At 65.3% G+C, this 14729-nt stretch carries 12 protein-coding genes and 1 pseudogene; 3 read left to right on the top strand and 10 right to left on the bottom strand.

Annotated elements, in window-relative coordinates:
• Positions 1 to 176 (top strand): annotated as a pseudogene (locus GFY24_RS41050) (IS30 family transposase); the annotation flags it as partial.
• 92 nt (positions 177 to 268) lie between these two features.
• Here GFY24_RS41050 and bluB read toward each other — a convergent pair.
• The 6 genes from bluB to GFY24_RS10130 all read right to left on the bottom strand — a co-directional run bounded on the left by bluB (position 269) and on the right by GFY24_RS10130 (position 7426).
• The gene (gene bluB / locus GFY24_RS10105; protein ID WP_194852837.1) at positions 269 to 904 is read right to left on the bottom strand and encodes a 5,6-dimethylbenzimidazole synthase; all 636 of its coding nucleotides are present in this window, start codon (positions 902 to 904) and stop codon (positions 269 to 271) included.
• A 141-nt stretch (positions 905 to 1045) separates the two neighbouring features.
• Entirely contained in the window at positions 1046 to 2296 is a 1251-nt protein-coding gene (locus tag GFY24_RS10110; RefSeq protein WP_153804777.1) for an acyl-CoA desaturase, read from the bottom strand.
• A 95-nt stretch (positions 2297 to 2391) separates the two neighbouring features.
• Entirely contained in the window at positions 2392 to 3810 is a 1419-nt protein-coding gene (locus GFY24_RS10115) for a fatty acid desaturase (protein WP_309230684.1), read from the bottom strand.
• Positions 3811 to 4030: 220 nt separating this feature from the next.
• Entirely contained in the window at positions 4031 to 5191 is a 1161-nt protein-coding gene (locus tag GFY24_RS10120; RefSeq protein ID WP_153804779.1) for a ferredoxin reductase, read from the bottom strand.
• A 254-nt stretch (positions 5192 to 5445) separates the two neighbouring features.
• On the bottom strand, positions 5446 to 5958 hold the full coding sequence (locus tag GFY24_RS10125) for a DUF6912 family protein (protein ID WP_153805142.1): 513 nt from the start codon (positions 5956 to 5958) through the stop codon (positions 5446 to 5448).
• A 52-nt stretch (positions 5959 to 6010) separates the two neighbouring features.
• Positions 6011 to 7426, bottom strand: coding sequence for a wax ester/triacylglycerol synthase family O-acyltransferase (locus tag GFY24_RS10130; RefSeq protein ID WP_309230685.1), 1416 nt, complete (start codon positions 7424 to 7426; stop codon positions 6011 to 6013).
• Positions 7427 to 7920: 494 nt separating this feature from the next.
• On the opposite strand from GFY24_RS10130, the gene secA reads away from it, so the two are divergent.
• Together secA and GFY24_RS10140 are read left to right on the top strand one after the other, a co-directional pair.
• The gene (gene secA, locus GFY24_RS10135) at positions 7921 to 10749 is read left to right on the top strand and encodes a preprotein translocase subunit SecA (RefSeq protein WP_309230686.1); all 2829 of its coding nucleotides are present in this window, start codon (positions 7921 to 7923) and stop codon (positions 10747 to 10749) included.
• Between the two features lie 148 nt (positions 10750 to 10897).
• Positions 10898 to 11182 (top strand): hypothetical protein, encoded by a 285-nt coding sequence (locus tag GFY24_RS10140; RefSeq protein WP_153804781.1) that lies wholly within the window; start codon positions 10898 to 10900, stop codon positions 11180 to 11182.
• A gap of 4 nt (positions 11183 to 11186) precedes the next feature.
• Here GFY24_RS10140 and GFY24_RS10145 read toward each other — a convergent pair whose 3' ends face one another.
• From GFY24_RS10145 to aroA, 4 genes are all read right to left on the bottom strand, one after another.
• Positions 11187 to 11504, bottom strand: a complete 318-nt coding sequence (locus tag GFY24_RS10145; protein ID WP_153804782.1) for a hypothetical protein — start codon at positions 11502 to 11504, stop codon at positions 11187 to 11189.
• A gap of 81 nt (positions 11505 to 11585) precedes the next feature.
• Positions 11586 to 12047 carry a nitroreductase family deazaflavin-dependent oxidoreductase gene (locus GFY24_RS10150; RefSeq protein ID WP_309230687.1) on the bottom strand — a complete coding sequence of 154 codons (462 nt, stop codon included), beginning with the start codon at positions 12045 to 12047 and terminating at the stop codon, positions 11586 to 11588.
• A 328-nt stretch (positions 12048 to 12375) separates the two neighbouring features.
• The gene (rsgA, locus tag GFY24_RS10155; RefSeq protein WP_309230688.1) at positions 12376 to 13422 is read right to left on the bottom strand and encodes a ribosome small subunit-dependent GTPase A; all 1047 of its coding nucleotides are present in this window, start codon (positions 13420 to 13422) and stop codon (positions 12376 to 12378) included.
• Positions 13383 to 14666, bottom strand: coding sequence for a 3-phosphoshikimate 1-carboxyvinyltransferase (gene aroA, locus GFY24_RS10160; protein ID WP_309230689.1), 1284 nt, complete (start codon positions 14664 to 14666; stop codon positions 13383 to 13385). Before aroA ends, rsgA begins: the two co-directional genes overlap by 40 nt.
• Positions 14667 to 14729: the final 63 nt, after the last annotated feature.

Raw genomic sequence — 14729 nt, forward strand, 5'->3', positions numbered from 1 at the left:
TGCGCCAATACTTTCCCAAAGGCACCGACCTGTCGATCTTCCCCGCCGACTACCTCGACTACGTCGCCGCCCAACTCAACACCCGCCCCCGCAAACGCTACAACTACCGCACCCCCGCACAAGTACTGGACCAACTACTGTCGAACCCAGACAACCCTGTTGCATCGAACCCTTGAACCCAAGCCGTAGGTGCCAACGGTCAGTTCCCGGTGATCGCATGTCCGGGTCGGCGTGCGGTGTTCTTTGTTCTCGGGGGTTTCGGGGTTGGCTACTCGGGGGAGTCGCCGGGGGTGAAGCGCTCCCAGTGGATGGCTTCTTCCAGGGGGCGGCGGGTGCGCCAGCCGAAGCGTTCCAGGTCGGGGATCTGCTGGAATTCGTGGACCGGGCCTACACAGAGCCATGCGACCGGTTTGATGTGGTCGGGGAGGTTCAGGAGATCGGCCAGGACGGGGGTGTCGTAGAAGCTCACCCAGCCGACGCCTACGTTCTCGGCGGTGGCGGCCAACCACAGGTTCTGGATGGCGAGAATCGTTGAGTAGATACCGGTTTCGGGGACGGTCGCCCGGCCCAGCACATGCGTGCCGCCGCGCGCCTGATTGTGGGTGACCACGATGCCGGTGCCGGACTCGGTGATTCCCTCGATCTTGATCGGATTGAAGGTCTCGGACCGATCCGAGGGCAGGGCGTCGTTGAATTCGCGGCGCTTGTCCGCCACATGATCGGCGAACTTGCTCAGCATCGCCGGATCGCGAATCACGATGAAATCCCACGGCATCGAATTGCCGACACTCGGAGCCCGATGCGCGGCCTCCAGAATCCGCATCAGCGTGCCGTCGTCCACAACCTCCCCGGTGAACTCCGCGCGCACATCGCGGCGCAGACGGATGGCGTCGTAGACGCTCAGACATTCATCAGGGGCGATCGGACCTTCAGCACACACGCCGTTCAGTGAACCAGGCCCCACCCCGCCCATTCCTGGCAGCCTCCGACGAGACGACAAACGCCCCGCCTGCAAGAGGCGGGGCGTTGTGTTCGGCTATTCGGTTCAGCCGGCCATCGCGGGCTCGCGGCGGGCGAGGCGCTTGCGGCCCTGAGCCAGGGCGGTGCGCAGGCCCGTGCGGCGACCCGTGCTGGGGTCGACGCCGGCGACACCGCCGAAGACCTTCTCCGACTTGGTTTCCGGAGCGTCATCGGTGCCGCGGCGCAGGTACTTGTTCGGCAGCGACAGCTTCATGATGGTGCGCCACGACTTGAAGTACTGCACGGGCAGCGAGCCGGTGGTGTACGGGAGGTCGTACTTGTCGCACATGGCGCGCACGCGCACGGCGATATCGGCCAGCCGGTTGGAGGGCAGGTCCGGGAAGAGGTGGTGTTCGATCTGGTGGCTGAGGTTGCCGCTCATGAAGTGCAGCAGCTTGCCGCCGGAGATATTGGCGCTGCCCAGCATCTGGCGCAGGTACCACTCGCCCTGGGTCTCGTTCAGTACATCGTGCTTGGTGAACTTCTCCGCGCCATCGGGGAAGTGCCCGCAGAAGATGATGGCGTTGGTCCACACATTGCGCATGACATTCGCGGCCAGGTTGGCGGTCAGCGTGCCGACGAATGCCGGGCCGGTGAGCAGCGGGAACAGCAGGTAATCCTTGCCCGCCTGCTTACCGATCTTCTTGAGTACGACGGTGCGGTCGGCCTCGAACTGCTTCCATTCGGGGGAGTCCTTGGCCCACTTCTTCTTGGCGACCTTGCCGAGCTCCAAATGCTGGATGGCGACGCCGTATTCGAAGAAGCTCTGCAGCAGCAGGTTGTAGACGGGCTGGCCGAGATAGAACGGGCTCCAGCGCTGATCGCGGGTGACGCGCAGCAGACCGTAGCCGATATCGTCGTCCATGCCGAGCACATTGGTGTACTTGTGGTGCAGGAAATTGTGGGTGATCTTCCAGTGCTCGGAGGGACCGGCGTTGTCCCATTCCCAAGAGGTGGAGTGGATTTCCGGATCGTTCATCCAATCCCACTGGCCGTGCATGACGTTATGGCCGATCTCCATATTCTCGATGATCTTGGCCGTGCCGAGCAGTGCCGTGCCCGCGATCCAGGCGGGCGGGAAGAGGCTGAAGAAAAGCGCACCGCGCCCGCTGATTTCGAGGGCGCGCTGCAGCCGGATCACCTTGCGGATGTATCGCGCATCGCTTTCGCCCCGGGAGGATTCGATTTCGCGGCGGATGGTGTCGAGCTCCGCACCGATAGCTTCGACATCCTCCGGGGTGAGGTGCGCGTATTCCTTGACATCCGAGATCGCCATGCAAGTTACAGTACCGTAGGTTACGGCTCCGTAGGTTTCCTATATATGAATCCGTGACGTGTCGAACGCCGCATTGCGTTCGATATCGTAACCTGCTAGCGCCGACCCCGCAGCACGTCCTTCAGCGAGCGTCGCCGCCCGGCCTTCTCCTGCAGCAAAGCCTTTTCGTGCCTTGCCTTTTCCTGCAGCGACACCTTCGCCTCGCGCAGAACTTCCTTCTCGTACTGCGCCTTCTCCTTGAGCGCGATCTTGGCCTCCTGCAGCGCCGATCGCAGCCCGCGCCGCTCACCCGTCACCGGGTCCACGCCCGTCCAATTGTGCTCGGCCAGCCACTCCTGACCATCCTGCAACGAAGGCATGGACGGCAGCGGCGGCAGCGTGACACCGGCGAATTTGCGCTCGGAAGAGGTCTCCGGCGCATCATCGGAAGTGCGCCTGAGCCACTGATCCGGCAACGCCAGTTTGTGAATGGTGCGGAACGCCAACAGGTATTGCTTGGCAATGGATCCGGTGGTGTACGGCAGGTCGTACTTGTCGCACAGCTCCTTCACCTTCACCGATACCTCGGCGTACCGATTGCTCGGAATATCCGGGAACAGGTGATGCTCGATCTGGAAGCTGAGATTGCCGCTCATCAGCGCCATTGTCGGGCCCGCCTCGAAATTGGCGCTACCCAGCATCTGCCGCAGATACCATTCGCCCTGCGTCTCGTTCTCGAACTGCTCCTCGGTGAATTTCTGTGCGCCATCGGGGAAGTGGCCGCAGAAGATCACCGCGTACGCCCAGAGATTACGGACCAGATTCGCGGTCGCATTCGCCTTCAGAGTGGACTTCCACGCCGGACCGGTGAGCGCCGGATAGATCACGAAATCCTTCGCGACCTGCTTACCGGCCTTGCGCAGGAAAATCTTGGTCGGCTCGGAGAACCATTCGCTCTGCGGAATGCCGATCTGTTTCTTGGCGGCATCGAGATCGTGCAGCGCGATACCCCACTCGAACAGGGCCGCCAGCACCAGATTCGCCACCGGCTGAGCGAGATTGATGGGCTTCCACTCCTCATCCCGCGTCATACGCAGAATGCCGAAGCCCAGATCCTCATCCATATCGAGGATGTTCGTATAGGTGTGGTGCGAGTAGTTGTGCGCCCGCTGCCATTGCGACGACGAACCCGTCATATCCCACTCCCACGACGTGGAGTGGATCTCCGGATCGTTCATCCAATCCCATTGCCCGTGGCTGATGTTGTGCCCGAGCTCCATATTCTCGATGATCTTCGCGACCGACAGCAGCGCGGTGCCGCCCAGCCACGCCCACCGATTCCGGCTGCCGAACAGCGTCGCGCGGCCCGCGGCCTCGAGCAGACGCTGCGCACGGATGACTCGGCGAATGTACTTCGCGTCGCGTTCGCCGAGGGAGAGCTCCACATCGCGGCGGATGGTGTCGAGCTCCCGACCCAGGGTCTCGATATCCGCCTCGGTGAGGTGGGCGAACGTCTTGATGTCGGTGATGGCCACCGGCGATCCTCCGTGTCTAATTTGCCTACGCTGCGCTCCGGGCGGGTTCGCGGCCCCGGGGAGTCTCGAACCTTCCCTCCCTCCGCTCCTCCGCTCCAGTCAGTCCAGAACCGAGACGGGCCGCGAACATATGGGATTGGGGGAGGAAAATTATCGGAGCAGGGGCTTTGTCATTGAGGGTAGCTGTTGTCTGGCGCCGACGCCTCGACCGATGCGTGCGTTATACGTCAAGAGTGCAATCGCCCGCGGCGGCCGAGATGCAGGTTTGCACCTTGTCGCCCGCCCGGCGCTCGTTTCCATTGCGCAGATCGCGGACGTGACCGTCGGTGATGGTCACCACGCAGGTCTGGCAGATGCCCATGCGGCAGCCGAACGGCATCTGCACGCCCGCGCCCTCACCGGCCTGCAACAGGGTGGTGGCGCCGTCGCTTTCGACACTGCGGCCGGCGCGCGCGAAGGTGACGGTGCCGCCCTCGCCGGTGGCCGAACGCTCGATCTCGAAACGCTCCACATGCAGTTGGTCGGCGATATCGGCGTCCGCCCAATGCTTTTCGATCTCGTCGAGCATGCCGATCGGGCCGCATGCCCAGGTGTCACGCTCACGCCAGTCGGGGACGAGCTCATCCAGATCGGCGAGTGCGAACTTGCCGTGCTCGCCCGTGTAGTGCAGGTTCGCGGTGAAACCCGGGTGCTTGTCATGCAATTCGCGCAGGTCCTCGCCGAACATGACATCTTCGGGAGTGCGCGCGGAGTGCACGTGCACCACATTCGGGACCACTTCGCGGCGATCCATGGTGCGCAGCATCGCCATCACCGGAGTGATGCCGGAGCCCGCGGTCAGGAACAGCACCTTCGAAGGCGGCGGCTCGGGGAGCACGAATCCACCCTGCGGTGCGGCCAGGCGCACCACACTGCCGACCGCGACCCCGTTGACAAGGTGGCTGGACAGGAATCCTTCCGGCATGGCCTTCACGGCAATCGAGATGAGCCGCTTGTCCTTGTGCTCGGGATCGGTCCAATCCGGCGGGCAGGTCAGCGAATATGACCGCCAATGCCACCGCCCCTGCACCAGCACACCGATACCGATGTACTGCCCCGGCGCGAACTTGAAGTCGAAACCCCAGCCCGGCTTGATCACCAGCGTGACCGAATCCGAGGTCTCCTTGCGCACCGCCACGATCCGCCCGCGCAACTCGCGCGCCGACCACAGCGGATTCACCAGATGCAGATAGTCATCGGGCAGCAGGGGAGTGGTGACCCGCGCCGCCGCACCACGCAACGCGTTCATCTTGGTGCGTCCCGCGGTAGCGCCCTCGGCGACCGGCGCCTCCAGCCATTCCCGGAGTCCCCGCACGGAGAACCCGCCACTCTTCGATGCCATTTTCCCGGACGTTCCTGTCGTCGTGCGCTCGCAGCGCAGTGTCCTCAGATGCCCGCACGGTGCAGCGTCGTCGCTGCTCACCGTGCGCGTGCACGACGGTCGAACGCCCTCCCGGACCCCGGCCGCATGCCGTCACAGCAAGGTTACGGCATCGTAGGTTACGGTGCCGCTGCCAGAGAGGAAAGAGGGAAAGCTGACGCTGGGTCTTGGGGGCTTCGCCCCCGAACCCCCAGAAAAGCAGGGGCCTTCTCCTCCTACAGGAGGTCGAGGAGGAAGGGGAGTTCTTGGGCTGCGTACCAGGCCAATTGGTGGTCTTCGGCGTCGCCGAGGACGAATTCGGCGTCTGGGTCGCCCATGTCGGCGGCGTCGATGACGTCGACGGCCTTGGAGACCTGGGGCTCGGCGTCGGCGAGGTCGACGTGTACCGAGGCGATGGCGGAGTAGGGGATTGCGGCGGACAGTCGGACTACAGCGTCGTCGAGGTCGGGGCGCAGGGTGGTGCCGTCCACATCGGCGGCGATGACCGCGCGCCGGAAGATCGGCCCGCGCGCGGGGCTCGCGTCGTCGTCGGAGTCGGCGTCCTTGTCGTCGAGCGCGGAATCCTCGGCGAGCAATCGCAGTGAGGCGCGCGCGGCTTCGGCCATGGCGACCTCGGCGAGTTCATCGTCATCCCCGGAGGCGTACGCCTCGCGCAGCGCGGGCGTGACCGCGAACGCGGTGTCGTTGATGGCCCGGATCTCCCGATCGGCGACCAGTCCCCGCAGCATCGGCACGGTGGCCGGGACGTACACGCGTAGCTTCTTCGCCACGCCGGACGACTCACTGGACGCAGGCACCGAGCATCTCCTCCATCGACTCGTGCACCGAAGCGGTCAATACCGCGATATCGGCCATTGCGTCGCGGTCGGCGGTGAGCCCGTAGAAGACCCGCCCGTCATACGAGGTGAGTCCGATACTCAATGCCTGAAAGCGCAGCAGTGGCGAGACCGGGTACATCTCCAGCATCCGCGCCCCGCCGATGTACATCGGCTGTTGCGGACCCGGCGCATTGGTGATCACCAGATTGAACGTGTGCTCGGCAAAGGTACTCGCTGATCGCACACTCATGGCATGCAGGCTCGCCGGAGCGAATCCGGCCATATGCACGAGCGTGCGCGCCTGCACGCCGCGCTGATGCCGCGAATGCGCCTCGGTGGCGTGTTTGATGTGCGACATGCGGATCACCGGATTCGGTTCGCCCACCGGCAGATCCACCAGTAGCGGGGTGACCTCGCCCGCCGGTTTCAACTCCGCGGCGTCCGAGTACACGGACATGGGCACGACCGCGCGCAGGGTATCGGCCTCGGTGAGTACCTGCCCGCGCGAGAGCAGCCAATTGCGCAGCGCCCCCGTCACGACGGCCAGGATCACATCATTGATGGAGCAGTCGAAGCGCTTGCGGATCTTGCGGTAATCCTCGAGATCGGTGCGCACCACCTCCACCCGCCGATTGCGTGAGGTGCGGATATTGAGCGGACTGTCCGGTGCGCCGAGCGCGGCGGCCCGCACCATGGACACCATCTTCTGTACGGCTTTACCGGTGGCGTCGACGACCGCGAATGCCTCGGCCCCGTGATGCCGCATCACTTCGAGGGCCTCACGAGGCTGGGTTGCGAGATGCATCACCGCCCCGATCAGCAATTCCAGATCGGCGGGTTCGCGATGCGCGATCCAGGCGTCATCGGCGACCTCGCGTGGAGCGGCTGAGGTGTCCAGGATCACATGCCCGATTTCGAGGGCGGAATCCCCGTCCACCAGCGCGGAATGCGTTTTGGTGAAGATCGCGGACCGCCCGTCGGACAGACCTTCGACGAGGTACATCTCCCATAGTGGACGGGTGCTGTCCAGTGGTCGCGACGCCAGCCTCGCGACCAGGTCGAGCAGTTGTTCATCGGTACCCGGTTCGGGCAACGCGGACCTTCGAATGTGGTAGGTGATATCGAAATGCGCATCGTCCACCCAGACCGGGCGGCCCAGCGCGAACGGAATCTCCCGCACTTTGCGCCGGTACAGCGGCACCAGCGGCAGCCGCGATTCGACGAGTGAAACCAGGCTTTCGTAATCCAGCGGCGCATGCCCGGAATTCCCGGTGGGCGCCGTATTGCGCAGGATGGCGAGGGAGCCGATATGCATCGGGTTGCTGCTCGATTCGAGCCGGTAGAACGACGCGTCCTGCGGTGTCAGTCTGGTGATCACGCTGCCCGCTACTCCCTAATCCTGCCGTGCGCCCGCATGAAGTCCCCCCGCTGAGGCGTCGGCGGCGCGCGCCGGTGTTGGTGGCAAGCTATCGCAATCCGATCACCTGGGGGAACGGTCCGGGCGCCACTGCCCGATATTTCACGTCATAGCCGACGCCCCCGGTCCGGGCCTTCGAGTGCCGAACCTTCGTACATGGTACGCCAGCGGGGTTGAAACAGCCTCGGACACAAAGTCATTCGCTAATGGATCGCCCGCCATGGTTCGCGGCCCGTCCGGGTTCTGGACTGAGCGGAGGGAGGGAAGGTTCCGGACTCCCACGGCATCCACCTCCCTGCGCCTGCCCGCGAACCCGCCCGCAGCGAAGCGCAGGGCAATCAGACGCCGCCTATGCTGGGCCGCGGATTACCATGGCTAGTGATTGCGCGTCCGCGCGCACGTTCCCTGCCTTGGTGGGGGCTACCGACAACACCGACCAGAGGACTACAAGACCCGTGCCTGCGCTGACGCTTTCGAGGTTGCTACGGATTGGTGAAGGTCGCACGGTCAAGCGGCTTGCGAACCTGGCGGATGAAGTCATCGCCTTGGACGAGGAGTTCGCGGCGCTGTCCGACTCCGAGTTGCAAGCCAAGACCGAGGAGTTCCGCGAGCGCTACGCCGAGGGTGAATCCCTCGACGAGCTGCTCCTGGAGGCCTTCGCCACCGCCCGCGAGGCGTCTTGGCGCGTGCTCAATCAGAAGCACTACAAGGTGCAGATCATGGGCGGCGCGGCCCTGCATATCGGCAATGTGTCCGAGATGAAGACCGGTGAGGGCAAGACCCTGACCTGTGTGCTGCCCGCCTACCTGAACGCCATCAGTGGCGACGGCGTGCACGTGGTCACCGTCAACGACTATCTCGCCAAGCGCGATGCCGAGTGGATGGGCCGCGTGCACCGCTTCCTCGGTCTCGAGGTCGGCGTGATCCTGGGCGGTATGACCCCGGCCGAGCGTCGCGTGGCGTACGGCGCGGATATCACCTACGGCACGAACAACGAGTTCGGCTTCGACTACCTGCGCGACAATATGACGCACTCGCTGGACGATCTGGTGCAGCGCGGCCATAACTTCGCCGTGGTCGACGAGGTCGACTCGATTCTGATCGACGAGGCGCGTACGCCGTTGATCATCTCGGGTCCGGCCGATGCCTCTTCGAAGTGGTACGCCGAGTTCGCGCGTATCGCGCCGCTGTTGAAGAAGGACCTGCACTACGAGGTCGATATCAAGAAGCGCACCATCGGCGTGCATGAGGCGGGCGTCGAGTTCGTCGAGGATCAGCTCGGTATCGACAATCTGTATGAGGCCGCGAATTCTCCGCTGGTCAGCTACCTGAACAACGCCATCAAGGCGAAGGAGCTGTACTCCCGCGACAAGGATTACATCGTCCGTGACGGCGAGGTCATCATTGTCGACGAGTTCACCGGTCGAATCCTGGTGGGCCGCCGCTACAACGAGGGTATGCATCAGGCGATCGAGGCCAAGGAAGCGGTCGAGATCCAGCCGGAGAATCAGACTCTCGCGACGATCACGCTGCAGAACTACTTCCGCCTCTACGACAAGCTGTCCGGTATGACCGGTACCGCCGAGACCGAGGCGGCCGAGCTGCACCAGACCTACGGCCTGGGCGTGGTGCCGATCCCGACCAACCGGGCAATGGTCCGCGCTGACCAGTCCGACCTGATCTACAAGACCGAAGAGGCCAAGTACTCCGCGGTCGCCGACGATATTGTCGAGCGGCACGAGAACGGCCAGCCGGTGCTGATCGGCACCACCTCGGTCGAGCGCTCGGAGTACCTGTCCAAGCAGCTCACCAAGCGCGGTATCCCGCATTCGGTGCTGAACGCCAAGTTCCACGAGCAGGAAGCCCAGATCATCGCCGAGGCCGGTCGCCCCGGCGCGGTCACCGTCGCCACCAATATGGCCGGTCGTGGTACCGATATCGTGCTCGGCGGCAATGCCGACATCATCGCCGACATTCTGCTGCGCCGGCAGGGCCTGGACCCGGTCGATACCCCGGCCGAGTACGAGGCGGCCTGGCTGCCCGCGCTGGAGCGCGTCAAGGAGCAGACCGAGGAGGATGCCGAGGCGGTGCGTGAGGCCGGCGGTCTCTACGTGCTCGGCACCGAACGGCACGAGTCGCGGCGTATCGACAATCAGCTGCGCGGTCGTTCCGGCCGTCAGGGTGATCCGGGTGAGTCCCGTTTCTACCTGTCCCTGGGTGATGAGCTCATGCGGCGCTTCAACGGCGCGGCGCTGGAGTCGATCATGACCCGCCTGAACCTGCCGGATGATGTGCCGATCGAGGCCAAAATGGTCTCGCGCGCAATCAAATCCGCGCAGACCCAGGTCGAGCAGCAGAACTTCGAGATCCGCAAGAACGTCCTCAAGTACGACGAGGTGATGAACCAGCAGCGCACGGTCATCTACGCCGAGCGTGCCCGCATCCTCAATGGTGAGGATATGGAGGGTCAGGTCCAGGAGATGATCACCGATGTGATCACCGCCTATGTCAACGGCGCGACCGCCGAGGGCTATGTGGAGGACTGGGATCTGGCCAAGCTGTGGACCGCGTTGAAGACGCTGTACCCCATCGGGATCGACTACAAGGACCTCACCGCGGAGAACTCCGATGGTGATGTCGGCGAGCTGTCCCGCGAGGACCTCCTCGATGCCGTTCTCGATGACGCGCACGCCTCCTACGAGAACCGCGAAGCCGAGATCGACGGCCTGGCCGGCGAGGGCAGCATGCGCAACCTCGAGCGTCAGATCCTGCTGTCGGTGCTGGACCGCAAGTGGCGTGAGCACCTCTACGAGATGGATTACCTCAAGGAGGGCATCGGCCTGCGCGCCATGGCCCAGCGCGATCCGCTGGTCGAGTACCAGCGCGAGGGCTTCGACATGTTCGCCGCGATGCTGGAGGGTCTGAAGGAGGAGTCGGTCGGCTTCCTGTTCAACCTCCAGGTCGAGGTGCAGCAGCCGCAGCCCACCGGTGTCTCGGTCGGCGCGGGCCTGCAGTCCCCGGTCGGCAACCGTCCGCTCCCCACCGAGGAGGCGATCCCGGTCGCGAATGGCGCTCCGGCGGCGTTGCGCGCCAAGGGAATCGACGAGCCCGCCTCCCGCGCGCTCAGCTACTCGGGTCCGGATGAGGGCGGCCACCGCGCCGTCCACAGCGACACCGAGGAGTACGGCGACGGCGACAACTCCGGCACCCGCCGCGAGCGCCGCGAGGCCGCCCGCTCCCAGGGCAAACTGGACAAGGCCCCGAAGTCCAAGCGCCGCCGCTGATTTCGATGTTCGAACGTTGAGAACGCCCCGGGCCGCACGGTCCGGGGCGTTCTCGTTCTCGGGTATCACCGATCTGAACCATTGTTACTTCAGATATGGATATGCTGCGCTGATCACTCGCCGTACCTGTTGGAAGGCTTGGCAATCCATGCACCACACACTTCGCGCCGCCGTCGCCGCCGCATCCATCGCCACCGCTCTGATCGGCGGGGCCGCGACCGCGACCGCCGAACCCGCCACTGCCCCGACCCTGCAGCAGATCGATGTCACCACGGGCGGTAGCAGTTCGGGCTCGGTCGAGCTGGCCATTCAGGACATCATCAAGCAGCCGGGTTGGCTGCTGCTTCCCCTCGCCCTGGCTCCCTGCCTCGCCGCTTCGATGAGTGCGAGTATCAGCGGCGGTCAAGGGTGCAAGCTCGGCATCGGGATGTAATCCCTCAGTCGAGGTTCACCGATTCGCCCCAGTGTCGCGGGTCCCAGTTGATCAGGATCATGCCCGCGACGCTGCCGGTGCACGGACCGCAGGCATTCACCTGAATTATCTTGTCCACGTCGGTATCTCCACTGAGCACCGCGCGCATGGACAGCCATACCGCGCGCACGTACAGCGCCGCCGGCCGTCCGCAGCGCACGCACTCGGGCAGGCCCGCGCTCTCGTCGTTCCGCCCTACCCGCACCTCCGGGGTTACCGGTGCGCCGGGCCCCAGGTCTTCATCTAGGAGCGGCGAGTATTCGCCCCGCTCATGGTCTTCCACTCCGGCAATCTAACGATTTCGGGCAACGCCCGCATCCCGTACCGCGACAACGATGTTCGCGGTCGAGCTATCGGCGGGCGTTCAGGCCCTGGTGAGTTCGAAGAGGCGGAAAGTGCGGTTCCCGGCCAACCGCTGTTCCATGACATAGCCGGGCCAGAATGCGACGGCGCGCTGCCAGGCGCGCTCCCGGTCGACGCCCTCGAGCGCGCGCACATTCACGGTGAATCGCTCGCCGTCGACATGTAGTTCGGCGTGATCGGCCGCGCCGAGATTGGCCGACCAGGATGGATGCCGGGCCTGACCCCAATTGGAGCCGATGAGCAGGAATATCTTCCGGTCGATCAGATCGGGCACGTACAGCAGCGATACGGTCCGCGGCTGCCCGGTGCGCCATCCGGCGACGGTCAATTCGAGTGAGGGCAATCCGGCCAGATCGAGTACGCCCATGCGCCCGTGGGTGAGTCGCCGGGTCGTACGTTCGAGCAGGACGACCACGGGCGCGCTCCGCATGACGATCGGCCGTCGCGCCAGCGCCCGCCCCACGGCGGGGATGGGATTCCGTGGTCGTAGCCGCGCCTTGATCGGCCGGTCCCGCGCTGCCTGTCGCTGCCGGAACGCCCGCGCCCGCTCCCGCCATGCGGTCCGGCGCCTCGGCCCGTCCGGCTCATGAATTGTGTTGGGGGGTAACCAGTTTCGTATTCGACTGCGCCACCGGGTGCGAATTCGGCGCGGTGGCGTCGGTTGTGGTGCGTAGGCCGGGGTGTCCGGCTGATCTATCGCCATACACGTCAAGGCTAGACCGCAAGCCCCCTATTCGCAGGACATGCTGTCACTGAGTGGATGGCGAGTATGGCTGCTTTATCGGTTGGGTTCAGACGGTGGGCTGGACGCCTTTGAACCAGGGGTCGTTCGTGTTCAGAGCGGTGAGCAGCAAGCGGATTGCCGCCACCCGGGCCTCTTTACCGGGCAGATTGTCGAGCGCGCATTCGGGATCGGCGGGTGGCCCCAGGTGGGTGCAGCCGCGCGGGCAGTCCTCGATGGCGTCGGCCAGGTCGGAGAAGGCGCCGATGACGTCGTCGGGGGTGATGTGCGCCAGGCCGAAGGAACGGATGCCCGGGGTGTCGACGACCCAGCCGCCGCCTTCGAGGGGCAGGGCGACCGATTGGGTGGAGGTGTGCCGGCCCTTGCCGACACCGGAGACCACGCCGACGGCTCGATCCGCGTCGGGGACAAGACGATTCACCAAAGTGGACTTGCCTACCCCCGAGTGTCCGATCAATGCGGTGAGGCGCCCGTTCAATATTTCCAGCACCGGTTCGAGTGGGTCCTCGATCCCGCCGTACACGATGCGGAGATCCAAATCCTCGAAGGTGGCGGCGAATTCGGAGTCGGCGGCCAGATCGTGCTTGGTGAGGCACAGAATCGGTTGCAGCCCACCGACATACGCGGCGACCATGGCGCGTTCCACGAAGCCGGTGCGTGGCGGCGGGTCGGCCAGGGCCACCACGATGAAGAGCTGTTCGGCATTTCCGACCACGATACGTTCGAACGGATCGGTGTCATCCGCGGTGCGGCGCAAGACGGTTCGGCGTTCGGCGACCCGCACGATTCGTGCGAGTGTGTCCGGCTTGCCGGTGAGGTCGCCGACCAGATCGACCTGATCGCCGACCACGATCGGGGTGCGCCCGAGTTCACGGGCGCGCATGGCGACGATCCGATGCTCGGGATCGTCGTCCAGCACGCAGCCCCAGCGGCCGCGGTCCACCGAGACGACCATGGCCGCCTCCGCATCCAGGTGCTGCGGACGGGTTTTGGTGCGGGGGCGGGAGCTCTTGCCCGGACGGATCCGGACATCGGACTCGTCGTACTCGCGGCGCTTCAGTTGCCCGACCCCTGCCCATCGAGCATGTCTTCCCACAGCCCGACGAAGTTCGGCAGCGTCTTGGCGGTGGTGCCGATGTCCTCGATCTCGATACCGGGCACCACCAGGCCCAGGATGGCGCCGGCGGTGGCCATGCGGTGATCGGCGTAGGAGTGCCACTGCCCGCCGGAAAGCGGTGCGGGCGTGATGGAAAGCCCGTCCTCGGTCTCGGTGACCTTGCCTCCGAGCCGGTTGATCTCGGTGGACAGCGCCGCCAGTCGATCGGTCTCATGCCCGCGCAGGTGTGCGATCCCGCGCAGTCGTGACGGCGAATCCGCAAGTGCCGCAAGGGCTGCCACGGTCGGGGTCAGCTCACCCACATCGTGCAGGTCAATATCTATGCCCGCCAGGCGATCCGGGCCGCGCACGGTCAGAATCCCGTCGAAGATGCGGCATTCCGCGCCCATGCGCACCAGGATTTCGCGAATCACATCGCCGGGCTGGGTGGTGTACCGCGGCCAGTGCGGAATGCTCACCTCGCCGCCGGTGACGGCCGCCGCGGCCAGGAACGGGGTGGCATTGGACAGATCCGGTTCGATCTCCCAGTCCACGGCCCGAATGGGTCCGGGGGAGACGGTCCAGGTCTGTGCCTTGCGCGGATCGGTGGGCGCGTCCACCCGGACGTCGGCCTCGCGCAGCATCTGCACGGTCATCTCGATATGCGGCATCGAGGGCAGTGGCGCGCCATCGTGATTGACGGTGATGCCCTGTTCGAAGCGGGCCGCCGAGAGCAGCAGCCCGGACACGAACTGCGACGATCCGGAGGCGTCGATGGTGACCGGCCCGCCGCGCAGCGCACCCGTACCGTGCACCACGAAAGGCAGTGCGTCCCCGTCGATGTCGACGCCGAGCCCGCGCAGGGCGTCCAGGATGGTGCCGAGCGGCCGGACCCGCGCCTGCTCATCACCGTCGAAGGCCACATCGCCGGTGGCCAGTGCCGCGACGGACGGCAGGAACCGCATGACCGTCCCGGCGAGTCCGCAGTCCACCATCGCGCTGGTGAACTCCGCGGGCGGGGTGACGACGAGGGTGTCCCCGTCGCCCTCGATACCCGCGCCCATGGCCCGCAGCGCGTCGATCATGAGGTTGGTGTCGCGGCTGCGCAGCGCACCGGTGAGGGTGGACGGCCGATCCGCCAGCGCGGCGAGGATCAGCGCCCGATTGGTAATGGATTTGGACCCGGGCAGGGTCACGCTGGCGTGGACGGGAGTGCGGACAAGGGGCGCGGGCCAGAAAGTCACCGCTTCATCTTCCCAAATGATCGCCGCCGCGCGGGGCTCCCCGCCCCTTTCGTCCGGTGAGGG

This window comes from Nocardia sp. SYP-A9097 (assembly GCF_009649815.1).
Classification (GTDB): Bacteria; Actinomycetota; Actinomycetes; order Mycobacteriales; family Mycobacteriaceae; genus Nocardia.